We start from the raw sequence: 24,818 nt of genomic DNA on the forward strand, positions 1-24,818 counted from the left end.
GCCTGCTTTTTTGTAAGAGGACACGGTTATGTAAGCAAAATCTGCTTACATACTTGCATGGTGGTTGCTTACATAACTTAATGCTCTGTGCAGTAGGTTGTTATATGTGTCTATGCAAGCATGCAAGTAGAATGTGCGATAAAGTTATAGTATCTTGAGTTATAGAATAGATTCTTGTTTGTGGATTTATCTTTTGCAAAGTCTTGGAATATACTGCCGGAGCACTGATGATAATGAAAAAGAAACTTTTTAAATTGCCGATTTGTTCTTAACTTTGTCAGTCGGAATATCAATAAACAGACTGAAAGATGAATGTAAGAGGAATATCTATGTGCTTGCTATGTGCCGGAGCGCTGTTTGTGGCTTGTGGTAGCAAGAGGGGAAAGACTGTGGAAGTTGCTGAACAAGCCGATACGGTACATGTCGTTGGTGGTGATAAGGATAAGCATGGTTGCATTGCATCTGCCGGATATACCTGGAGTGAGGTTCAGAAAGACTGTATCCGTCTGTGGGAAAAAGGAGTCCGTATGAACGCTGTGGATGATGCGGAGAAGATGTTGTTTCTGGTGCTCAGTCCCGATTCTACCCAAGTGGAACTGTTCTTTTCGGAAGAAGAAATGCCGAATGAGATTCTGGAGCGCCGTGGCCTTCCTGCGGGGGGATATGTTTGGAATGTGGAAGATGATGATACAAAGAATGTGCGTTTGGAAGATGGAAGATGGACGGTCAGCCAGCGCGGTCGGCTTATTTACCGGCAGGCAGAAGAGGCTGCGGGGAACTAATATGTAGAGAAATGGAGGATTTGAAGATATTGACAGAGTCTGTCTGCTGCATAGCCCGTGAAGCCGGATATTTCTTGAAAGAAGAGCGGAAAAACTTCAGCCGGGAAGCGGTACAGAAGAAACAAGCCCATGATTATGTCTCTTATGTAGACAAGGAGTCGGAGAAGCGGGTGGTGGCTGCGCTTCGGGAACTTCTTCCCGAGGCTGGATTTATAGCCGAGGAAGGTTCTGCTGTCTATCACGATGAACCCTACTGTTGGGTAGTGGACCCGTTGGATGGGACAACGAATTATATTCATGATAATGCTCCCTATTGTGTCAGCATCGCTTTGCGCGACAAGGATTCTTTGTTGCTGGGAGTTGTTTATGACCCTTGCCGGGATGAATGTTTTTATGCCTGGCAGGGAGGTGGCGCTTATGTGAATGGAGAACGGATGGAGGTCTCGTCTGTCCAGCAGGTGGAGGATGCCTTTGTAGTGACGGAACTCCCTTATAATTCCGACCGGTATGCACGTACCGGTGAGCATTTGATTCATGAACTTTACGGGCGTGTGGCAGGCATCCGCATGACCGGTTCCGCTGCGCTTGCCATCTGCTATGTGGCTGCCGGACGTTTTGATGCCTGGCTTGAGGCGTTTATCGGCAAATGGGACTTTTCTGCGGCGGCGCTGATGGTGCTGGAGGCTGGTGGAAGAATCACTGACTTTTGCGGTAGTGACGCCTTTTTGGACGGACATCATATCATTGCCACTAACGGACTGCTGCATCCGTTGTTCTTGAAGCTGGCAGGTGAGGTCTTGCCATTATAGCAAACAAGGCGATGGAGTGTATTGCTCTGTTGCCGTTTTTTTAATACTATACGATGAAAAACATAGTTAAAACCTGGTTCTTTTCTTTTGTCCATCTCTTTTTTCCGCGTCAGTGTGCCGTGTGTGGTGCTATCTTGCAAGAGGGTGAAGAGGGCATCTGCATGAAGTGCAATATGGATATGCCCCGGACAAACTATCATCTTCGTAAGGACAATCCGGTGGAACGTATGTTTTGGGGGAAGATACCTCTGGAACATGCCACATCTTGTTTCTTTTACCATAAAGGGAGTGATTTCCGCCGCATTCTCCATCAGTTGAAATATGGAGGGAGGAAAGACCTTGGCGAAGTGATGGGGCAGTTTATGGCGGCGGAGTTGTCGGCTACCGGTTTCTTCAGTGATGTGGATGTCATAGTCCCCGTTCCTCTGCATCCGCGTAAGCAGAAAATGCGTGGGTACAATCAGAGCGAATGTATAGCCCGCGGTGTTTCCGCTGTCACCGGTATTCCCGTAGATACTGCTTCCGTTGCCCGTATGAGGCATACGGAAACGCAGACCCGTAAATCCTCTTATGAACGGTGGGAGAATGTGGACGGTATCTTCTGTCTGCGTCGTGCTGACGCTTTTGCAAGGAAGCATGTACTGATTATAGATGACGTATTGACTACCGGTGCCACCACTACGGCTTGTGCCGATGCGCTCAAGGAAGTGGAGGGTGTGCGCATCAGTGTATTGACACTGGCGGTAGCGGCCTCATAAGTCAGAAACGATAACGGCCGCCTGCTACGATTGTTCCGGTATATCCTACTCCGAATTCTGTGAAGAAGGCAAACCGGCTTCCGTATTCGATGCCTAGAAAACTGAATTGATAAGCGAATTTTGTCTTGTGAAAGACTTCTCCTCCAAAACTGTTCCGGAGGAAATAGGCACCGAGCCCTGCTGAGGTATACAGAGAGAATTTGGGGCGGGTAAACCAGTGCCACCGGAAGGTGGGAAGAATATACAGATACCTTCGGTTGTCTTTGGTGTTTTCATCCAAAGCTTCGTAAAGGCTGCTGGCTGTCCCTTTGTTGCCGGTTATTCCTCCGGTTACTCCCAGGCTGATTTTGCGGTTGAATCTATAAATGTAGCTGATGCTCAGGGCACCGTAGTAGTTTGTCTTTTCGCGTGTATAAACTCCGAAACTCAGTACCGGAGCGAAGCACTCCTCGGCCATGCTGTTGGCATCGGTAATGGGCAGGAAACCATAGCTGACGGAAAATTCATGGTGCCGGAACTTTTCTTGGGGCAGAACGGGTATGTCTTGTGCTTTGCAAAATGTACATACAGTCAATCCGATGATTAAAAAGAGTAGGGCTGTTCTCATTATAGTCGTATTTTTGAATTAAATTTCATGGCTCTGCAAATAAAGACAGAAGGTCGGGATAAATTCCCTATAAATATTCCACAAATATATGTTAATTTCATGAAAGATGAAAGATTTCCGTTTGTTCGTTAAGTGCGGCTGATGGAGAAAACAAAAAAGGTTCGCCTAATTGACAAACCTTTTCGCTCTTCCTCTTGGACTTGAACCAAGGACCCTCTGATTAACAGTCAGATGCTCTAACCGACTGAGCTAAGGAAGAATATGCATTCAAGTTTTTTCGCTCTTCCTCTTGGACTTGAACCAAGGACCCTCTGATTAACAGTCAGATGCTCTAACCGACTGAGCTAAGGAAGAATATGCATTCAAGTTTTTTCGCTCTTCCTCTTGGACTTGAACCAAGGACCCTCTGATTAACAGTCAGATGCTCTAACCGACTGAGCTAAGGAAGAATGTTGTTTTTTCTCAAATGCGCTGCAAAAGTAATAGGATATTTTGAAATATGCAATATCTTTGCAAAAAAAATATCGAAGATGGATAAAATAATTGGGTTGGGCAATGCTTTGGTTGATGCACTGGCAATCATTGAGGATGATAATATTTTGACGGAGATGCAGCTCCCGAAAGGAAGTATGACTCTGATTGATGAAGATAAGTTCTTGAAAATTAGTGAGTATTTCAGCCGGATGGAGACGCATCTGGCTAACGGAGGTTCTGCCGGAAACGCAATTCGGGCAATGGCATGCCTTGGTGCGGGTACGGGATTCATCGGAAAAGTAAGCAATGACTTTTACGGTAACTTTTTCCGGGATAGCCTGCTGGAACGTGGGACAGAGGCGAATTTATTGCTTTCCACTACCCTTCCGTCCGGTGTAGCCTCTACTTTCATTTCTCCTGATGGGGAGCGTACTTTCGGCACTTATTTGGGGGCGGCTTCTACATTGAAGGCGGAAGATCTTTCGCTGGATATGTTCAAAGGATATGCTTACCTATTTATAGAGGGGTATCTGGTGCAAGACCATGATATGATTCTCCGTGCCATTGAGCTGGCTAAAGAGGCCGGCTTACAAGTATGTTTGGACATGGCGAGCTACAATATAGTAGAAGGAGACCTTGAATTTTTCTCTCTGTTGGTCAACAAATATGTGGATATTGTTTTTGCCAATGAGGAAGAGGCAAAGGCCTTTACGGGTAAGGAACCGGAGGAAGCATTGGACATCATTGCCAAAATGTGTAGCATAGCCATTGTAAAGGTGGGTGCCCGTGGTTCTCTGATTCGCAAAGGTACAGAGATGGTGCAGGTACAAGCGGCTCCGGTAGAGAAAGTGGTGGACACTACAGGAGCTGGCGACTATTTTGCGGCAGGTTTCTTGTATGGACTGACGTGTGGCTACTCGCTGGAGAAATGTGGCAAGATAGGCTCCCTTCTCTCCAAAGATGTGATACAAGTGGTGGGTACAGAGCTTCAGGCTGCACAATGGGAAAAAATCAAGGAAGAAATTTTATTAATTAATTAGCATTTATCACATAGACATATTATGAGAAGAATTTTAAAGATACGCTGGATGGTTGCCTTGCTGATTGTAGTGGGAGCCGTTTGTTTTTGGGGGTTTAAGAGTGGTGATAGCCGTAGTTTTCAAATAGCAAAGAATCTGGATATATTCAATTCCATTGTGAAAGAGTTGGATATGTTTTACGTGGATACGATTGATCCTAACAAGACTATCCGTGAAGGTATTGATGCCATGCTCTACTCGCTGGACCCCTACACGGAGTATTATCCGGAAGATGACCAAAGCGAACTGGAGCAGATGCTGAAGAATTCCTATGGCGGTATAGGTTCTGTGATTACTTGGAACCCGAAACTGAAACGTTCCATGATATCTGAGCCATACGAGAATATGCCTGCTGCCAATGTAGGTCTGAAAGCCGGAGATATTCTGATGGAGATTGACGGGAAAGACCTTGCCGGAAAGAACAACCAGGAAGTCAGCGAGATGCTTCGCGGACAAGTGGGTACCAGCTTCAAGCTGAAAGTGCAACGTCCCGGTACGGAGAAGCCGTTGGATTTCGACATTGTGCGCCGTTCCATCCAATTACCGTTCATACCTTATTATACGGTGCTGGATAATAATATAGGTTATATCAACCTCAGCACCTTCTCGGGAAATCCTTCCAAGGAGTTCAAGCAGGCTTTTCTGGACTTGAAGAAGCGAGGGATGACTTCGTTGGTGATTGACTTGCGGAACAATGGGGGCGGCTTGCTGGATGAGTCTATAGAGATAGCCAACTTCTTTCTGCCTCGCGGAAAGACACTTGTGACGACAAAAGGCAAGATTAAGCAAGCCAGCAATACCTACAAAACATTGCGTGAACCGTTGGATTTGGAAATTCCTTTGGCTGTGCTGGTCAATGGCGGAACGGCTTCTTCGTCAGAAATCCTTGCGGGTTCTTTGCAGGACCTTGACCGTGCGGTCATTATCGGTAACCGTACTTTCGGTAAGGGATTGGTGCAGACCACCCGTCCGTTGCCATACGGTGGTACCATGAAGCTGACGACTTCCAAATATTATATTCCCAGCGGCCGTTGTGTGCAGGCTATCGACTACAAGCACCGGAATGAAGACGGCAGTGTGGGACGTATTCCGGACAGCCTTACTACCGTGTTCCATACGGCTGCCGGACGTGAAGTGCGTGATGGTGGAGGCGTGACTCCGGACATTGCGGTGAAGCAGGAGAAGCTGCCCAACATTCTGTTCTATCTTGTCAATGACAATCTTATTTTCAATTATGCTACGGACTATTGCTTGAAACATCCTACCATCTCTTCAGCAGAGCAGTTTGAAATTACAGATGCCGATTATGCGGACTTCAAGGCGATGGTGAAAAAGGCGGACTTCAAATACGACCAGCAGACAGAGAAGATGCTGAAGAACCTGAAGGAGATGGCCGAATTTGAGGGCTATCTGACTGATGCTTCGAAAGAGTTTGAAGCGTTGGAGAAAAAATTGTCGCATAATCTGGACCGTGACCTTGACCATTTCTCCAAGGACATCAAGAGCATGATTGCGGTAGAAATCATCAAGCGTTATTATTTCCAGCGTGGAAGCATTATCCAGCAGTTGAAAGATGATGATGATTTGAAAGAGGCTGTAAAGATACTCACTGCTCCGGAAAAATACAAGGAAATGTTGACTGCTCCGGCAGTGACGTCAATGTCTCTGCAACAAAGAAAGGAGACAGCCCCGGTTTTTCTGAGTACCGCTACGAGAGCAAATGAACATGTTTATGATGAAATAGTATAAGGACACTCTTAAGAGGATTCTTTTATTTGCTCCTTAATTTATACCGGATAGTCTCTGTATAAGCCTTTTATACACGACTATTCGGTTAAGTTGTTTGTAGGGTATTAACTTGTTTTATATTTTTGCAGGTGATAATGAAAATATTGACAAGGTTATGAAACAATTGAATTCTCTGAAAGTATGGCTGTCTGTGGTATTGTTGCTTTGCTTCTCTCTTTCCGGACAAGCCCAGTTCCTGCGCACTTCCTACTTTATGGAAGGAAGTAACCAGCGTATGCAGCTCAATCCGGCCTTGATGCCGGGACGCGGTTATCTGAATATTCCCGTGATAGGTTCGTTGAATGCTACCGTCAACTCCAGTTCCCTGGGGTATAGGGATATTATGGACATTATTGAGAACAGTGATGATAGCGACTATTTCATGAGCAATGACTTTATGAACCGACTGGATGCTACCAATAACTTGAATGTGAATTTGAGTACCGACATTCTGTCTGCCGGATGGTATAAAGGAAAGAACTTCTGGTCAGTCAATGTGGGGATGCGTAATGATATCGGTGCCGCCATACCGAAAACCATGTTCCAGTTTATGAATAACATGAGCAGCCGGGAGTTTGGTGACAATATTTCTGACTATTTGGGTATTAACGAAACCATTAATGGACAGAAGCTTGAGATAAATTCCTATGCGGAAGTCGGCCTTGGCTTTGCAAGGAATATCACAGACCGGCTGGCTGTGGGCGGTAAAGTGAAGATGCTGCTGGGTATCGGTAACTTAAAGCTGAACATCAACCAGATTCATGTGGAAACTCCTTCTGTCGGCTCTTCAGGAGTGACGAGTAAAGCTTCCATTCAAGTGGATGCAACTTTGGAGAACTCGTCAAAGCTGTTAGAACTTCCCGAGAATGAGAATGGTGATTATATCGATGAAATCGATTTTGGCAGTTTTGGTTTTGCCGGATATGGTGGGGCTATTGATTTGGGAGTATCTTACAAGTTACTGGATAAATTGACACTTTCTGCTTCAGTTCTTGATTTGGGCTTTATCAAATGGTCTAAATCGAATACCAGTATAGCGCGAGCCAATGCGGAGCAGACTTATGATCTTCTTGATCCGGCCTCGCAGCAGGAATTCATGAATATTGTGAACAGCGGCGAGATTCTTAACTATGACATGTTGCAGCTCAAGACAGAGGAGGCTTCTGAGAAGAGCCGTACCCGTGGATTGACTTCTACAATGGTTCTTGGCGCTGAATATGCCTTACTGAATGATTGGCTGGTAGTGGGTGCCTTGTATACCGGTCGTTTTGCCAAACCGAAAACTTTGAATGAGCTGACTTTCTCTGCCTGCATCCGTCCGACGAATGCTTTCAATGTAGCTGCCAGCTATTCCGTACTTCAAGGAGCCGGTAAAACCTTCGGTCTGGCACTGAAACTGGGTCCTTTCTTTGCGGGAACAGACTATATGTTCTTTGGCAAGAATACGAAGAATGTCAATGCTTACTTGGGGGGGTCTATTCCTTTGGGAAAACAGAAAACGGCTGAAAATTAATAAAGTGAGTTATCAGTTGTCGCGGGTTATCTTTCTATAAAAGAGGATAATCTGCGATTTTGTTTTTACGAAAACGCAAAAAGCTTTATCTTTGCTGGTAAATACCTATAAACAGTACTCATGAGAATTGCAATAACGTTTCTCTTGTTTTTGGTTTTCAGTAGTTTGCTGCAAGCTTCACCCATACCTTTTTCTCCTATAGTGAGGAACTATTCGGTGTCGGATTATAATGCCGGTATTCAGAATTGGGCCATTGCTCAAGACGAAAGAGGAGTGATGTATTTCGGTAATAACAGTGGGCTGTTGGAATTTGATGGAAGTGCTTGGCGGCTGTATGAATTACCGACAAAAGGAATTGTGCGTGCTATATATATCAGTGAAGATGGAAGAATTTATGTAGGCTCTTACGAAGAATTCGGTTATTTTGTCCGTACTCCTTATGACACTCTTGAATATCATTCATTGAAAAATAAGGTGAAAGATTTTGCGTTTCATAATGACGAAATCTGGGATATTGCTTGCGTTCAAGGAGAAATTGTATTTCAATCATTCGGTTCTCTCTTTTTTTATAATGGAAATTCGGTAGAAGGTATTCGAATGAAGAACCTTCCACTGAATTTGTTCCAGGTTGGAAATACTTTTTATTCTCAAAGAATAAACGGTGGACTTTATGTCTTTGCCGGTAGGGAAATGAAAGAACTTATTCCCAGAAAGGCATTTGGAGATAGTGATGTCCTGGCCGGGCTCCCTTATGATGATGCGGTTTTAATGTTTACCCGTAATCAGGGAGGTTTCCTGTATCGAGATGGGAGGGTAGAAAAATGGGAAACTGAATGTGATGATATATTCAAGAAGCATACCATTAATCGTGCGGTGATGACCAAAGATAGTTGCTACGTTGTTGGCACAATATCCGATGGCATATATGCGTTGGATAAAAAGGGAAAGCTGATTTGGAAGGTCAATACGGATAATAAACTACAGAACAATACTGTTTTGAGATTGTATTGTGATGATGACAACAATATATGGACAGCTTTGGATGAAGGTATTGCCTATATACACAACAATTCTTTAATCTATTATTATGAACCTCCATTTCGTAAAATAGGCATGGTATATGATGTTTTGGTAAGGGAAAATGAAGCTTATATTGCTTCTAATCAAGGACTTTATTGGCTTAGGGATGGAAAGACTGAATTAGTTCCGGGTTTGGAAGAACAAGCGTGGTTCGTCGATGAATGGGGAAAACAGATTTTCTGCGGGCACAACAAGGGAACTTTCCTTATATCAGGACTGAAATCAAAGCTGGCATCTGATGTAAAAGGAGGGATGTGTATGGAAAAAATTGAATTGAAGGAACAATCTTTTTTGTTGGAGGGAGCTTATGCGCTTCTGAATTTATATACGGAGACTGCTTCGGGAGAGTATTGCTTTACTCGGTCCTTACGTGGGTTCAGTCACATGATTCGTCATATAGAAGTGGACCATCAAGGGAATATTTGGGCGAAACATTTAAGGAATGGTTTGTATCGCTTTCGGATTGATTCGGATATGAAGCAGGTAAAGGATGTGCGGAAGTATGAGAGTTTGGGAGAAGTGAAAGGTGGGAGTTTTACTTTGTTCAAAATCAATGGTCGGGTAGTTTTTTCTAATGGGGAATATTTCTATACTTACGAAGATATGACTGATTCGATTGTTCCCTATGAAACAATGAATGAACAATTGATGGAATTGAAGGGAATCAAGACTGTGAGTCATGCGAACGGAGATTACTATTGGTTTGTGGGCGACAGGACTGTGTATTTGGTGAAGTGTGCGATAAATACTTTCAATATCGAACTTCGGATTCCATATTCTTTGTTTGACGGTCTGGCTGTGGAAGAACGAGGAAGCGTGGTTTATGACAAGAGAAATAATCATTCCTATCTTTGCTTGAATAATGCTATTGCCCGTATTGAAACAGATAGTTCCTCGTTATATAAATCTCAGACTAGGCGTTCTTTATGGATTTCAGAGATGCAGGTTACTGAGGAATTCAGTGATAAACGGAAAACATTGGTCGTGCAGTCGGGAGTCAAGGTCGAACATGAGTTTAATACAGTGAGTTTTACATTGTGCTATCCGGTTTATAACGATTATACTTATAAAGTAAGATACCGGTTGGAAGGGTATTCTGATCAGTGGATACCCGATGGACGCAATTTGCAGAAAAAGTATGCCCGTCTTCCTTATGGAAGTTATGTTTTTCGGGCGGAGATATATGATACTGGTAGAGTTTTGGCATCGGTAGAGTTTCCCTTTGAGATTTTGTCTCCGTGGTATTTGTCTTATTGGGCTGTGGGAAGCTACATTCTGATAGGGTTGTGCCTGCTGGCCTTGCTGCAATATATTGTTTATCGTTTTGTGAAGAAAAAGAAGGATCGTGTGATTGAGCAGCAACGTGTAGCCCATCAGGCAGAGCTTGAACGGCAAGAGAAGAAGATTATCGAGTTGGAAAAGGAACAGCTTGAGGCCGATTTGCGTTTTAAAAGCAAAGAATTGTCCAGCGTGGTAATGATGAATATCGCTCATCAGGAGTTTTTGAATTCATTGAAAGAGGAGATACAGAAGCAAAAGTTGTCCGGACAGCATAGTCGTAAGAATTTGGATAAGCTTCTCGCTTTGGTTAACAATAATATAGTGTCTGATGAAGAGAGCTGGATAATGTTTCAAGCTAATTTTGACCGTATACATGAAAATTTCTTCCGGAATCTGAAACTTCAATATACAGATTTGACTTCAGGAGATTTGCGCTTTTGTGCATTGCTTCGCTTGAATATGCCGACAAAGGAGATAGCGAAGTTGCTCAACATTTCCACGCGTGGGGTTGATGCTGCAAGATACCGGTTGCGCAAGAAATTCAATCTGCTTCCGGAAGAAAGTCTGACTGATTTCCTTATAAATTTTAAATAACTGTTTTACAGTGGAATATTAATGGGGGAAGTATTAATATTGTACTTCCTCTTTTGTTTCTTAGTGATGGGTGTACTTTTGTTGTAGTGCGAGATGTGGAGGTTGTCGCATGCTTTTCTTTTATTTGCAGCAAAATAATATTTCTATAAATTAAAAGCATGAAAGACATGAAGCATTTACTTTTCAAGTTACAATCATTTTTAGTCTTGTTGGTGTTTACTGCCGTTAGTGCGTATGCGCAGAAATCTCCGGTCGATATGAATCGTTTCATCGACGATTTAATGAAGAAGATGACCCTGGAAGAGAAAATAGGTCAGTTGAATCTGCCGGTTACCGGTGAGATTACGACCGGTCAGGCTAAAAGTAGTAATGTGGCCAAACGTATTCGTGCCGGTGAAGTGGGCGGGCTTTTCAATCTGAAAGGCGTGGAACGTATCCGCGATGTACAGAAGCAGGCGGTTGAAGAAAGTCGTTTGGGTATTCCTCTCTTATTTGGTATGGATGTTATTCATGGATATGAAACGGTGTTTCCCATTCCTTTGGGATTGTCGTGTACATGGGATATGAAGGCGGTTGAAGAATCGGCACGTATTGCAGCCATTGAGTCCAGCGCCGACGGTATTTGCTGGACATTCAGTCCGATGGTGGATATTTGCCGTGATGCCCGTTGGGGGCGTGTGTCCGAGGGCAACGGTGAAGACCCGTTTCTGGGAGCAGCCATTGCGCAGGCCATGGTACGTGGTTATCAGGGAAAGGATATGAGCCGTAATGATGAAATCATGGCTTGTGTAAAGCATTTTGCCTTGTATGGTGCCGGTGAGGCAGGACGTGACTATAATACAGTAGATATGAGTCATCAGCGCATGTTCAATGAATACATGTTGCCCTATCAGGCGGCGGTTGATGCCGGTGTGGGCAGTGCGATGGCCTCTTTCAATGAGGTCGATGGCATTCCTGCCACTGGAAACAAGTGGTTGATGACGGATATACTGCGTAAGCAGTGGGGATTTGACGGCTTTGTGGTGACAGACTATACTGGAATTGCTGAGATGACCGACCACGGTATGGGCGATACGCAGACTGTTGCCGCCTTGGCACTGAATGCAGGTGTGGATATGGATATGGTGAGCGATGCATTTGTAGGTACGCTCAAGAAGTCATTGACAGAAGGAAAAGTGACAGAAGAAGCAATTAATGCGGCTTGTCGCCGTATTTTGGAAGCTAAGTACAAGTTGGGCTTGTTCGATAATCCTTATAAATACTGTGATGTGAAGCGTGCCAAGAAGCAAATCTTTACCAAAGAGCATCGTGCTGTTGCGCGTAAGATTGCTTCGGAGAGCTTGGTGTTGTTGAAGAACGAGGGTAATGTGCTTCCGCTGGCCAAAAAAGGCACTATTGCTGTGGTAGGTCCGTTGGCAGACAGCCGCAGTAATATGCCGGGTACTTGGAGTGTGGCTGCTGTATTGAAGAATGCAACTTCTTTGGCTGAAGGTTTGAAGGCGGTAGCAGGCGATAAAGCCGAAATATTGACTGCGAAAGGCTGTAATTTGATGAGTGATGCCGAATATGAGAAACGTGCCACTATGTTCGGACGTTCTTTACACCGTGACAATCGTTCGGACAAGGAGTTGCTGGACGAGGCTCTTGCCGTGGCTGCCAAATCGGATGTTATTGTGGCTGCGCTCGGTGAGTCTTCGGAAATGAGTGGAGAGAGCAGTTGCCGCACGAATCTTGAAATGACCGACACCCAACGCATGCTGTTACAAGAATTATTGAAAACAGGAAAACCAGTGGTACTGGTACTGTTTACCGGTCGTCCACTGGTACTGAACTGGGAGCAGGCAAACGTGCCGGCCATTCTGAATGTATGGTTTGCGGGCAGTGAGGCAGGTTTTGCCATCGGTGATGTACTGTTTGGTGATGTGAATCCGAGTGGGAAGCTGACTACGACTTTCCCGAAGAGCGTGGGACAGATTCCTTTGTTCTACAACCACAAGAACACGGGCCGCCCTCTTGCCGACGGTGCATGGTTCCAGAAATTCCGCAGCAACTATATAGACATAGACAATGAACCGCTTTATCCTTTTGGTTTCGGCTTGAGCTATACCACATTCTCTTATAGCGACGTGTCTTTGGACAAGACTAGCATGACGGATAAGGGCGAACTGACTGCTACCGTGACTGTGACCAATACCGGCAAGAGAGACGGTGCAGAAGTGGTTCAACTTTATATTCGTGACCTTGTGGGAAGTGTAACCCGTCCGGTGAAAGAGTTGAAAGGCTTTGAGAAGATTTTCCTGAAAGCCGGTGAATCTAAAAAAGTATCTTTCAAGATTACTCCCGAATTGCTGAAGTTCTACAACTACAATCTTGATTTTGTATGCGAGTCCGGTGACTTTGAGGTGATGATTGGCAGAAATAGCCAGGACGTAAAGAAAGCAGCGTTCAAGTTACTCTAACTGATTCTCAAGACGGCAATATGCAGCATTCGAGCCACTGCGTTGAGATGGCATTGTTGCTGCATATTGTCTACATCTTCACTGCAAACGTTTTGCAGTATTTGCTTGGTATATAATCTATCGTATAATGGCAATCGGTTATGGAAATCTTATGGTCGGCTTTGAGGCAGTGAAAGGTATGACGTTCTTGAATATGGGATAAAAAACTTCAGAATAGGATAAAAGCCCCCTTTGCTTTTCTATCTTCTTGCTCTATATATATGAATAGTACCTAAATATTTATTGTACTTTTATATTCCTTATAATCTGTCGTTTATGTTATACAGTAGTAGTAATGATGTACCCCTCCGGTGAACTGTGGTACTCTTGTGGTAGCTTGTTTTTTGACATATATCAACTTCTCCGGTATGTTTGCAAAAGAATTTTAAATCAATACAAAATGAAGAAAAATCTACTAATTACATGTGTGATGTTATTGTTTGCCATTACTTCGATGGCACAGAACAAAATTACGATTTCGGGTGTCGTTACGGACAAGACAGGCGAAACTGTTATCGGTGCTTCTGTTCGTGTAAAAGGGCAGGAGAGTAAAGGTAGTATTACTGATATAAATGGTAAATATCAGATTGTTGATGTGGCATCTAATGCTACCTTGATTTTTAGTTATATAGGTATGCGTGAGCAGGAGATTGCCGTAAATGGGCGTTCAACTATCAATGTGAAGATGGAAGAGGACAGCCAGCTCATTGATGAGGTGGTTGTAGTTGGTTATGGTAGTGCCAAGAAACGCGACTTGACCGGTTCTATCGTTACTGTGAAAGCGGACGAGATTGCCTCTAAGCCTTCTACCAATCCACTGGCATCCATACAGGGTAAGGTTGCCGGTGTACAGGTGGTGAATACGGGTCGTGCAGGACAAGACCCTGAAATCCGTGTTCGCGGTACGAACTCCATTAACGGTTTCAAACCCCTTTATGTGGTAGATGGACTGTTCACGGACAATATCAATTATCTGAACACTGCGGATATTGAATCTATGGAAATCTTGAAAGACCCTTCTTCTTTGGCTATTTTCGGTGTGCGTGGTGCCAATGGTGTAATCATCATTACTACTAAAAGGGCAAAAATAGGGAAGACGATGGTCAACATCAACTCTTCAGTGGGTTGGAAGGTTATTTATGACCGTGTAGGTGTGACGAATGCCGAAGAGTTTAAGATGCTGTACAACGAGCAGTTGATATCTCAAGGAAGCGACCCTTATGATTATACTCAATGGACTGGTAATACTGATTGGCAGAATGAGATATTCCAGACAGGTTTTCTGACCAATAACAATGTGAGCATTACGGGTGCAACGGATAAGAGTAAGTTTTATTTGGGTTTGGGTTACGTCATGGAAGAAGGTTCCATTAAAACGGAAAAGCTCAATAAGTTTACCGTAAACTTGAACAGTGAATATAGCGTAACCGATTTCCTGCGTTTTGGTTTCCAGCTTAATGGAGTTCGTGCCAAGTATCCTGATGCAAAGGGTGTGGATGGTGCTTTGAAGGCTGCTCCTATTGCTCCTACTCATGACCTTGAATCGGGACTGATACATACGCTGCCCGACTTCCAGCGTGCACAAGTGTGGAATCCTCTTATTGAAACAGAGCTGCGCGGTGCTCACAACAAGTCTGAAAACTATCGCGTGGCAGGTAATGTGTTCGGAGAGATAGATATTCTGAAGAACCTTACGTTCAAAGCAACTTTCTCTATGGACTATGCTTCCAGTCAGGGACGTTCATATTCTCCGCTGATTTATGTTTATAATCCCGATGTGGAGGGGGGGAAAGAACGGTTGACTGAAAGAGAAAGTGTGAACCAAAGCAAGTCTACCTCTCTTGCTGCACAGTCTGACTATGTGTTGACTTATCTCGGACAGTTTGGCAATCATGGATTGACATTGACTGCCGGTCTTACAACCAATTACAATGAGTCTTCCAGTTTGAGTGGTGGACGCAGCCAGCTTGCGGGCTACGGCATTTTGGTGGGCGACGACCCGGACAGATGGTGGCTCTCTACCATCGACGATGTATCTACGGCAACTAATGGCGGTTCTCAGAGTGACAGATTTACCATGTCTTATTTGTTCAGAGCATTGTATAACTACAAGAATCGTTATTTACTTAATGCTTCTTTCCGTAGGGACGGTTCATCTGTTTTCTATAAGACAGGTAATACTTGGGACAACTTTTACTCTTTCGGTGCCGGTTGGGTAATGACCGAAGAGAAGTTTATGCAGAACCAGAATGTAATTAACTTCTTGAAGTTGAAAGGCTCTTGGGGTGTGTTGGGTAGCCAGAATACTGGTTCCAGTTATCCGGCATATGCCACCATTGTTAGTTCGGGTTCAGCTGTGTTCGGTGACAATATCATTGCGGGTAAAGGCCCCAACAAACTGATTTCACCTACTTTGGGATGGGAACGTAATTATTCATGGGAAGTAGGTTTTGACATGCATATGTTCAATGATCGTTTGCAGCTTTCTCCGGTTTATTATAACAAAACAACAAAAGATATGTTGACTTCCATTCCGGGTATTGCAGGTACTGTTCCCGGATTACAGAATGTGGGTGAGATTCGCAATCGCGGTTTTGAACTTAGTGCTTCTTGGAACGACAAGATTGGGGAAGATTGGAGATATGGATTAGGTGCTAATTTGAGCACTATTGATAACAAGGTGCTTTCACTGGTAAACAAAGACTATAATATTATCAGTGGTCCCTCACGTGTTTCCGAAGGTTATCCGATTGGCTATTTCTATGGTTACAAGGTTGAGGGTGTATATCAGAACGAAGACGACATCCGTTTCTCTCCGATTAACTCGGTTGGCTCGGTAACACCGGGTGACTTGAAATTTGCTGATGTTGACGGTAATGGCAAAATTACTGATAATGACCGTACAATGATAGGTAATCCAACTCCTGATTTTACTTACGGTTTTAATGTTAATTTGGGATGGAAGAATCTGGACCTGACTGTTGACATGATGGGTGTTTATGGAAATGAAATTTACCGTAATTGGGGAAGCAGTAGCTATGCACAACTGAATTATCGCACAGAGCAATTGAATCGTTGGCATGGAGAGGGCACTTCCAATTGGGAGCCCTTGCTCGACCCTTCACACAAAATAAATCAGGAGGCTTCCACGTATTTCATCGAAGATGGCAGTTTCTTCAGAATCCGTAATATCGAATTGGGGTATAACTTTGACAAACGACTGTTGAATCGTATCAAGGTACAGTCACTGCGTCTTTATACCAATGTGCAGAATCCCAAGACCTGGAGCCGTAATGGAGGATATACTCCGGAAGTGGGCGGAAGTGCTATTTCGTTTGGTATTGATGGTGGAGGCTATCCTATGCCTACAGTTTATACGATTGGTTTTAATTTGACTTTCTAAAATTATATAGAGACAGACTATGAAGAAGATATTTTATTATATAGCATTTTTAGCAGTAAGCTTTGCACTAACTTCGTGTGAGGATATGTTTGATAGAAAACCGCTTGGACAACAGACAGAGGATGATTTGACTGGTGGTACTTATGAAACACAGGTTTTTAATATGTATGCCAAGTTGCGCGGTTTTCATTTGACAAGCGGCAATACTGCATTGGCAATCCACGGTATGCGTTCTGAGGACGCAGAGAAAGGAAGTACATTGTCCGATGGAGCTGCTACCGGCAAGATGTTCGATGACTTTGAATATTTGGCAAGTAATGGGATGATTAAGAGTTATTGGAATGATAACTATTCATTGATACATAAGGTAAATGATTTGCTTGATGAGATGAGCCAAAATCCGTCATTGACAGAAGGTGACCTCGTCAATAAGGGGGAAGCTTTGTTTGTACGTGCTTTCTGTTATTTCAACCTTGTACGCGCTTTTGGTGAAGTGCCTTTGATTGACTTTAAAGTTTATGATGCAGCTGAGGCAAATGTTCCAAAGTCTTCTGTGGCAAAGATATATGAATTAATAGATTCTGACCTTACGGAAGCCGAAAACAGTCTGCCCAGAACGTGGGAGCAACTTTATGTAGGTCGTCTCACTTGGGGAGCTGCTCGTTCTCTTCATGCACGCACATACATGATGCGTAATGACTGGGGGAATATGAAGGCTGCCGCTGAAGAAGTGATTAACTCCGGTTTATATAATCTGAAAACACCTTATGAAGACATATTCCGAGAAAAAGGTGAAAACTGTAGTGAATCTGTTTTTGAATTGCAATGTACGGCAACAGAATCACAACCAGGTTCTAATGACATAGGAAGCCAGTTTGCTTCCGTTCAGGGTGTACGTGGCGCAGGCGAGTGGAATCTCGGTTGGGGGCAACACACCGCTACTCAAGAATTGGCAGATGCTTTTGAAGAGGGAGATCCGAGAAAAGACGAAACTTTGCTTTATTTTATACGCAACGGCAAGGACGATCCAGAGTCCATACCTGCTAACAAGCCTTATGGTGAGAAACCTATTTCGAATGCTGATGTTATAGCTAAATACTTTAACAAGAAGGCATATACGGACCCGGCGATGCGTTTGAAATTCACAAAGGGAGGATATTGGGTAAATATTCGTCTGATACGTTATGCTGATGTGGTATTAATGGCTTCCGAAGCTGCTTGTGAATTGGGTGATTTATCTTCTGCCCGTAACTATTTGGAGATGGTGCGCGCTCGTGCTCGTGGCAATAATATCGGAATTCTACCGGAAGTGACGACCAACAACCAGAATGAACTGCGTGAGGCCATTCGTCATGAAAGACGTGTTGAGTTAGGTATGGAGTTCGACCGTTTCTACGACTTGGTTCGTTGGGGTATTGCTAAAGAGGTACTTCATGCGGCAGGCAAGACCGGTTATCAAGACAGACATGCTTTGTTGCCCATTCCGCAAGACGAAATTGACAAGTCGAATGGTGTATTGGTTCAAAATCCCAATTATTAATCTATAAATGTACTAACTACTTATGAAAAAATATATAGTATCTGTGGCTTCTTGCCTGTTTGCATTGTGTATGCAGTCTTGTTTTCAGGATATGGATCATCCTGCTTTCGACTACCCTGAGAGTACAGGTGAAGTACCTACTACCCCTTTGAAGATGTATCTTCCTTTTGATGAAGAGGACATTCGGGATAAAGGTGAATGGGGATTTTTGGTAGCAGATAACGGTAATGCCAAGTTTGCGGAAGACGGAATCGCTGGCATGGCCTATCAAGGTGCTGAGAATGCTTACATTTTGGCCAAGACTCCTTCTATATTGGAAAATAACATGCCCACTATCGGTGATTTGACTGTAGCTTTCTGGATGAGAACCACTAAGAATACTTCTGCGCAAGGTTTGTTCTCTATCCCTAACTCTATTAAATTCTGGGGCAACTTCGACATCTTCTTGGAGAATAATAATAGCGAGACTCAGGCATTTTTCAAGGTTCATATCTTCAATCAGACAGCAAAAGAGAATGATGAAAGATGGGTTGAGGCAAAAATAGATGATATTTTTGGTAGCGAATGGGTGCATCTGGCTTTTGTGTATGATGGTAATACTTCTACCATTACTGTTTATCGTAATGGTGAGGGTGTCTTTACCAAAGAATTGCCTGATTGTGGGAAATTGAAGTTTAATAATGTAGGCGCTTCTTTGGCTGTCGGTGCATTTCAGTTCAGCACTACTCCGAGTCTTACTTCGGGTGCAGGAGCACAAACCTGGGCAAAGAACTTTCCCGGTCAGCTTGATCAGTTCCGCCTATATGACAAGGTGTTGACGGCAACCGAAATCCAGAGTATTTACTCTGGAAAAGAATGAAGCTACACTTTAATCTGATGATAGGATGAAAGTATTATATTTCATAGTATGTCTTTTGTTGGTTGCGTGCAGTGGTGATAATCAACCTGAAGTGAATCAGCCTTTCGAGTTGAAGAATATCATTGTGGGTGACCAACAAAACCAACAGACATTTGAGAATGTTGCTCCCAATGTAGCCATTGTTTTGGAGTTCTCGGATGCTGTAGATGAGGCTTCAGCCCGTAACAATATTGCTTTGAAACATGAGGAGCTTCCTGTAAGCTGCGATTATGAGTTCCTGCAAGAGAAAAAAGTATCGGTGACTCCTAAGGGAGGCTTTAAAGTCTTGTCATCGTATAAATTGATTGTCAATCCGGGGGTGAAATCCACTTCCGGGACACTGCTTTCCAATGGCAAGGTTTGTATGATTAAGACTGGAATGGATGATACAGACAAGTTTGAGCGTATCCCTGATGAGGACTTGTTGACATTGGTACAGAAGCAGACCTTTAAGTACTTCTGGGACTTTGGGCATGAATATTCCGGAATGGCGCGCGAACGTACTACTTCGGGCGATGTCGTTACTACCGGTGGTACCGGCTTTGGCGTGATGGCCATGCTGGTAGCTGCTGAACGGGGCTTTATTACCCGTCAGCAAGCTGTTGAACGAGTGCAGAAGATAGTTACTTTTCTTGATAAGGAATGTACGGCTTATCATGGTGCTTATGCACATTGGATAAATGGCGCAACGGGAGCAACCAAACCTTTCAGTGAGAAAGACAACGGTGCCGATTTGGTTGAGACATCCTTGTTATTTCAAGGTTTGCTTGCCGCTCGAGCCTATTTCAAGGAAAATACGGAAGTAGAAAGCAGGTTGCGTGCCGACATAACCCGTCTTTGGGAAGCTATTGACTGGACTTGGTTCCGGAAAAATGGTGAAGATGTACTATATTGGCATTGGAGTCCCGATTACGGTTTTGAGAAGAACCTGGCAATAAGAGGATGGAATGAGTGTCTGATTACTTATATACTTGCTGCTTCGTCTCCAACACATGCTATCGATAAAGTTGTATATGAAGCGGGCTGGGCTAAAAATGGAGGAATCAGGAATGGAAAATCTTATTATGGCATCACTCTTCCTTTAGGTTCGGATAAAGGGGGACCGCTGTTCTTATCTCAATATTCTTTTCTAGGCATTAACCCACAAGGACTGGAAGACCAATATGCCGATTACTGGATGCAAAATCGCAATCATACGTTGATTAATTACAATTATTGTAAGGAAAATCCTAAAGGATATACGGGTTATAGCGCTTCTTGTTGGGGGTTGACGGCAAGTGACGGCGATACGGGATATTCAGCTCATTCACCTACTAATGATAAAGGGGTCATTGCTCCAACAGCTGCTTTGTCTGCATTTCCTTATACTCCGGAGGAGTCAATGGAAGCGCTGCATTTCTTCTATTATAAGATGGGAGACAAACTTTGGAAAGATTATGGTTTTATAGATGCCTTTAATTTGACGGCAGATTGGTACGATACTCAGTACATAGCCATTGACCAAGGGCCGATAATCTGTATGATAGAGAATTATAGAACAGGTCTCCTTTGGAATTTATTTATGTCTATACCGGAAATCCAACAAGGACTGAAGAAGCTTGGCTTTCAGAGTCCGTGCTTAAACTAAAAGAATGATTATGATGAGAATATTAATATATTTGATACTTTTGCTATACCCTTTTAATTTGATTTCGGGACAGAAAAAGCAGAAGCGGCTTTCTGACGACGAACTTATGACCCTCGTTCAGAAGCAAACTTTCCGTTACTTTTGGGATTTTGCCCATCCTGAATCCGGATTGGCGCATGAACGGAGTAACGGTGGTGCCGAGACAGCTACCATTGGTGGGTCGGGATTCGGAGTGATGGCTATCATTGTCGGCATAGAACGCGGGTTTATCACCCGTGAACAAGGTGCTGAACGTATACTGAAGATTGTTCGTTTCTTGAGCGACAAGAATACCGACAGTTATCACGGCATGTGGGCACATTGGATGAACGGTAAAACCGGTAAGACCATTCCTTTCAGCCGTAAGGATGATGGAGCCGATATTGTAGAATCCGCTTTCATGTTCGAAGGTTTGTTGGCTGCCCATCAGTATTTTATAAAGGATAATCCGACGGAAAACCGTATCCGGGGAATGATTAATAATCTGTGGCGCCAAGCAGAGTGGAATTTTTTCACTCAGGGGCAAGATGTGATGTATTGGCATTGGTCACCCTATAACGGGTGGGCGATGAACCATCAGATTAAAGGTCATAACGAGTGCCACATTATTTATATTTTAGGTGCGTCTTCTCCTACTTATCCGATTGCCGAGAGTGTTTATCATAAAGGCTGGGTCAATGCGAATACTTTTCTGAATGGTCGGGAGTATTATGGCATCAGGCTTCCTCTCGGAAACGATAACGGTAAGGGCGGTCCTTTGTTCTTTACTCATTACTCTTACATGGGGCTTGATCCGCATGGCTTGAAGGACCGCTATGCTGACTACGAGGAACAAATGAAGGCCCATACCTTGATTAACCGTGCCTATTGTATCGACAATCCGAAGGGATATAAGGGTTACGGTGAGAAATGCTGGGGATTGACAGCCAGTGACGGTGATAAAGGCTATTCGGCCCATAGCCCCGGAAATGATCGCGGCGTGATTACGCCTACTGCGGCCCTTTCATCCATCCCTTATACACCGGAATATTCTTTGGAGGCCATGCGCTATTTCTATGAAGAACTGGGTGACCGTCTTTGGGGTGAATATGGGTTCAAAGATGCATTTAATCTGACTGAGGATTGGTTTGCGCCTTCGTATCTTGCCATTGACCAGGGACCGATTATTGTGATGATAGAGAACTATCGCACCGGTTTAATTTGGAAGCTTTTCATGAGTCATCCCGATGTACAGAAGGGATTGAAGAGATTAGGCTTTACGTCTCCTTATTTGAATAAGGCTGATTAGGTTTGGCAGGATTTGATTTTGGTAAATTTTATATAGATTAAAAAGGATTATAACCATGAAAAACGTGCTTTTCAATAGTGTATTGGTTGCTTTCGTATTGCTTGTCGCCTCGTGCGGCAAGCAACCGGAAGCTAAGGTGGAGGTGATGTCGTTTAATATTCGTCTGGATCATGTAGCGGACAGTATGAATAACTGGAAATACCGTAAGGATAATGCAGCACAGATGATTGCTTATTATGCTCCGGACATTGTGGGCATGCAGGAGGTGGTAAAGAATCAACTCAATGACTTGAAGGAGCGTCTTCCTCAATATACTGCCCTTGGCGTAGGTCGTGCAGATGGAAAAGAGAAAGGCGAATATTGCTCCCTTTTTTATAAGACAGAGCGTTTTGAGCTTTTAAAGAACGGAGATTTCGGACTGAGTGAGACTCCCGATTCCATCGGAAAGAAAGGCTGGGATGCGGCATGCGAGCGTATCGTGACTTGGGCTGTGTTGAAAGACAAGGTGAGTGGCAGGAAAGTAGCTGCTTTCAACACCCACTTTGACCATGTAGGTGAGGTGGCACGTCGAGAAAGCGCTAAGTTAATACTCGAGAAGATAAAGCAAATAGCGGGAGAGCTTCCGGTAATTATCACTGGAGACTTTAATGGAACGGTAGACTCCGAGCCGGTCACTATATTGACGGAAGGTGGAATGAGGAACGCTTGTTCCACGGCAAAGGTCGTTTACGGACCGACATGGAGCTTTCATGACTTCGGACGTATTCCGGTGGAGAAGCGCAGGCTGATAGATTTTATATTCGTAAATGCTTCTGTAGAGGTGGAGCGTTACCGCACAGTTGGCGATAAGCCGGACAATGGCTATCTTTCCGACCATGCTCCCGTATTGGTTACTTTGAAACTGTAAAGAGGCACTCGTCTAATTCTATTCTGCATTATTTACAAATCATAAGGGCTCAAGAAACACTTGTATACTGAACCTGATTCAGTCGTATAGTGAATGCCATTCAGTCGTATACTGAATAGGGTTCAGTCGTATACTGAATGCACTGTATTCTAACTGTACTGATAATCAGTAAATTATAAAACGGTGTTACGCCTTTGATAAATTACAACAAATAATGAATACATGAAAAATAAACTATCCTGGGGAATTGCCTTGTTGCCCTTTGTTCCTTCGGTTTGGATGCAAGGACAAGAACAGAAACAAGGAATAGGAAACAGGCGTCCTAACATTATTTTTATCATGAGTGATGACCATGCCCGACAAGCAATGAGTATATATGGACATCCCATAGGTAAAATAGCTCCTACTCCCCATATTGACCGTATTGGGCATGAAGGGGCGGTATTTCAGAATAATTACTGTTGCAATTCCATTTCCGGTCCCAGTCGTGCAGCCATACTGACTGGTAAGCATAGTCATAAGAATGGTTTTATGAGGAATGGAAATAAAGGATTTGACGGTTCGCAGCAGACACTGCCGAAGATATTGCAAGCAAACGGTTATGAAACAGCCATTATCGGCAAGTGGCATCTTGTTTCAAAGCCTACCGGGTTTGACCATTGGATGATTTTGAATGATCAGGGAGATTATTATAATCCGTATTTTATTACCGAGGGAGATACCACTCGGCATAAAGGATATGTAACTGACCTCATCACTCAATATTGTGAAGACTGGATGAGTGGGCGCGAGGATAAGAATAAACCTTTTTTCCTGATGATGCATCACAAAGCCATTCACCGTAATTGGGTGCCTGCCGAACGGCATTATCATTTGTACGAACACACGCAGTTCCCTTTACCCGACAATTATTATGATGCATACGAAGGACGTTATGCGGCACAAATGCAGAAGATGAATATATACCGTGATATGTACGAAGGTCACGACTTGAAGATGGTTGCGGGTATGAATAGCGACAGTCTGCTATTCGACCCGTGGCCTCATGCTTTTCTTGGTACGATGGAGCCGGATGAGCGCCGCCGTTTTATGGATGCCTATCGTGAACGGAACAATGAATTTTATTCGAAACAGCGTACTTTCAAAGAGGTGGCAGAATGGAAATATCAGCGTTATTTGCAGGATTATATGGCTTGTGTGGCAAGCGTGGACGAGAGTGTAGGAGAAATATTGGATTATTTGAAGCGTACCGGATTGGATAAAAATACGATTGTCGTTTATACTACAGACCAGGGGTTCTATCTGGGCGAGCACGGTTGGTTTGATAAACGTTTTATGTACGAGGAGTCTTTCGGTATGCCGATGGTAATGAGCTGGCCGGGACATATTAAGCCTGGAACGCAGGTAACAGGATTAACTCAAAATATTGATTTCGCTCCCACTTTTCTCGATATGTGTGGAATTGAGATTCCTGAAGACATGCAGGGAGTGTCATTTCGTCGGTTGGTAGAGGGAGAAAATACTCCACGAAACTGGAGGAAGTCACTTTACTATCACTATTATGAATTCCCCGGTTTTCATAGTGTCCGTGCACATTACGGTGTCAAGATGGAGCGCTATAAATTGATGCATTTTTATGTGGATGACAAGTGGGAACTTTATGATTTGAAGGAGGACCCGGCAGAAATGCATAATTTGTATGGTGAAAAAGGGATGGAGAAGGTTGCTGCAGAATTGAAAGCGGAACTTGCCCGCCTGCAGGAAGAATATGATGTTCCTGAATCTCTGTGTAAATAATGGTGCATATTTCGTGATGTATAAATGAATATTTAGAAATATAAATGTGGATAATA

16 protein-coding genes and 3 tRNA genes are annotated in these 24,818 nt (G+C 43.7%); 15 read left to right on the top strand and 4 right to left on the bottom strand.

Annotated features, from left to right (window positions below; translation table 11 throughout):
- Window positions 1–308: 308 nt before the first annotated feature.
- From DW896_RS19135 to DW896_RS19145, 3 genes are read left to right on the top strand one after another with little or no spacing between them, the layout of a single operon-like run.
- The gene (locus tag DW896_RS19135) at window positions 309–782 is read left to right on the top strand and encodes a hypothetical protein (RefSeq protein ID WP_009037655.1); all 474 of its coding nucleotides are present in this window, start codon (window positions 309–311) and stop codon (window positions 780–782) included.
- A gap of 11 nt (window positions 783–793) precedes the next feature.
- On the top strand, window positions 794–1,591 hold the full coding sequence (locus tag DW896_RS19140) for an inositol monophosphatase family protein (protein WP_009037656.1): 798 nt from the start codon (window positions 794–796) through the stop codon (window positions 1,589–1,591).
- 53 nt (window positions 1,592–1,644) lie between these two features.
- A complete protein-coding gene (locus DW896_RS19145) occupies window positions 1,645–2,349 on the top strand; it encodes a ComF family protein (protein ID WP_009037657.1) in 705 nt (234 codons plus the stop codon).
- A gap of 1 nt (window position 2,350) precedes the next feature.
- On the opposite strand, the gene DW896_RS19150 is transcribed toward DW896_RS19145, so the two are convergent.
- The 4 genes from DW896_RS19150 to DW896_RS19165 all read right to left on the bottom strand — a co-directional run bounded on the left by DW896_RS19150 (window position 2,351) and on the right by DW896_RS19165 (window position 3,405).
- Window positions 2,351–2,956, bottom strand: coding sequence for an outer membrane beta-barrel protein (locus DW896_RS19150; protein WP_009037658.1), 606 nt, complete (start codon window positions 2,954–2,956; stop codon window positions 2,351–2,353).
- 185 nt (window positions 2,957–3,141) lie between these two features.
- Window positions 3,142–3,215: transfer RNA gene (locus DW896_RS19155), tRNA-Asn, on the bottom strand.
- A 21-nt stretch (window positions 3,216–3,236) separates the two neighbouring features.
- Window positions 3,237–3,310, bottom strand: a tRNA-Asn gene (locus DW896_RS19160).
- A gap of 21 nt (window positions 3,311–3,331) precedes the next feature.
- Window positions 3,332–3,405, bottom strand: a tRNA-Asn gene (locus tag DW896_RS19165).
- Window positions 3,406–3,486: 81 nt separating this feature from the next.
- Here DW896_RS19165 and DW896_RS19170 point away from each other — a divergent pair.
- From DW896_RS19170 to DW896_RS19225, 12 genes are all read left to right on the top strand, one after another.
- Complete coding sequence (locus DW896_RS19170; RefSeq protein WP_034529253.1) at window positions 3,487–4,470, top strand: adenosine kinase; 984 nt, start codon at window positions 3,487–3,489, stop codon at window positions 4,468–4,470.
- A gap of 21 nt (window positions 4,471–4,491) precedes the next feature.
- Window positions 4,492–6,258, top strand: a complete 1,767-nt coding sequence (locus DW896_RS19175; RefSeq protein ID WP_034529255.1) for a S41 family peptidase — start codon at window positions 4,492–4,494, stop codon at window positions 6,256–6,258.
- Window positions 6,259–6,412: 154 nt separating this feature from the next.
- Entirely contained in the window at window positions 6,413–7,810 is a 1,398-nt protein-coding gene (locus DW896_RS19180; protein ID WP_182423789.1) for a DUF5723 family protein, read from the top strand.
- 120 nt (window positions 7,811–7,930) lie between these two features.
- On the top strand, window positions 7,931–10,765 hold the full coding sequence (locus tag DW896_RS19185; RefSeq protein WP_005834465.1) for a hypothetical protein: 2,835 nt from the start codon (window positions 7,931–7,933) through the stop codon (window positions 10,763–10,765).
- 167 nt (window positions 10,766–10,932) lie between these two features.
- The gene (gene bglX / locus DW896_RS19190) at window positions 10,933–13,224 is read left to right on the top strand and encodes a beta-glucosidase BglX (protein ID WP_034529388.1); all 2,292 of its coding nucleotides are present in this window, start codon (window positions 10,933–10,935) and stop codon (window positions 13,222–13,224) included.
- Window positions 13,225–13,663: 439 nt separating this feature from the next.
- Entirely contained in the window at window positions 13,664–16,666 is a 3,003-nt protein-coding gene (locus DW896_RS19195; RefSeq protein WP_009037665.1) for a TonB-dependent receptor, read from the top strand.
- Window positions 16,667–16,685: 19 nt separating this feature from the next.
- On the top strand, window positions 16,686–18,206 hold the full coding sequence (locus DW896_RS19200) for a RagB/SusD family nutrient uptake outer membrane protein (RefSeq protein ID WP_009037666.1): 1,521 nt from the start codon (window positions 16,686–16,688) through the stop codon (window positions 18,204–18,206).
- A 22-nt stretch (window positions 18,207–18,228) separates the two neighbouring features.
- Complete coding sequence (locus DW896_RS19205; RefSeq protein WP_005834473.1) at window positions 18,229–19,065, top strand: LamG domain-containing protein; 837 nt, start codon at window positions 18,229–18,231, stop codon at window positions 19,063–19,065.
- A gap of 25 nt (window positions 19,066–19,090) precedes the next feature.
- Window positions 19,091–20,731: a glucoamylase family protein gene (locus tag DW896_RS19210; RefSeq protein WP_016272419.1), complete on the top strand. Its 1,641-nt coding sequence runs from the start codon at window positions 19,091–19,093 to the stop codon at window positions 20,729–20,731.
- 10 nt (window positions 20,732–20,741) lie between these two features.
- The gene (locus DW896_RS19215; protein WP_009037668.1) at window positions 20,742–22,058 is read left to right on the top strand and encodes a glucoamylase family protein; all 1,317 of its coding nucleotides are present in this window, start codon (window positions 20,742–20,744) and stop codon (window positions 22,056–22,058) included.
- A 55-nt stretch (window positions 22,059–22,113) separates the two neighbouring features.
- Window positions 22,114–22,965: an endonuclease/exonuclease/phosphatase family protein gene (locus DW896_RS19220; protein ID WP_005834481.1), complete on the top strand. Its 852-nt coding sequence runs from the start codon at window positions 22,114–22,116 to the stop codon at window positions 22,963–22,965.
- A gap of 222 nt (window positions 22,966–23,187) precedes the next feature.
- A complete protein-coding gene (locus tag DW896_RS19225; protein WP_005834483.1) occupies window positions 23,188–24,762 on the top strand; it encodes a sulfatase in 1,575 nt (524 codons plus the stop codon).
- Window positions 24,763–24,818: the final 56 nt, after the last annotated feature.

The organism is Bacteroides sp. AM41-16 (genome assembly GCF_003603495.1).
GTDB lineage: Bacteria > Bacteroidota > Bacteroidia > Bacteroidales > Bacteroidaceae > Bacteroides > Bacteroides uniformis.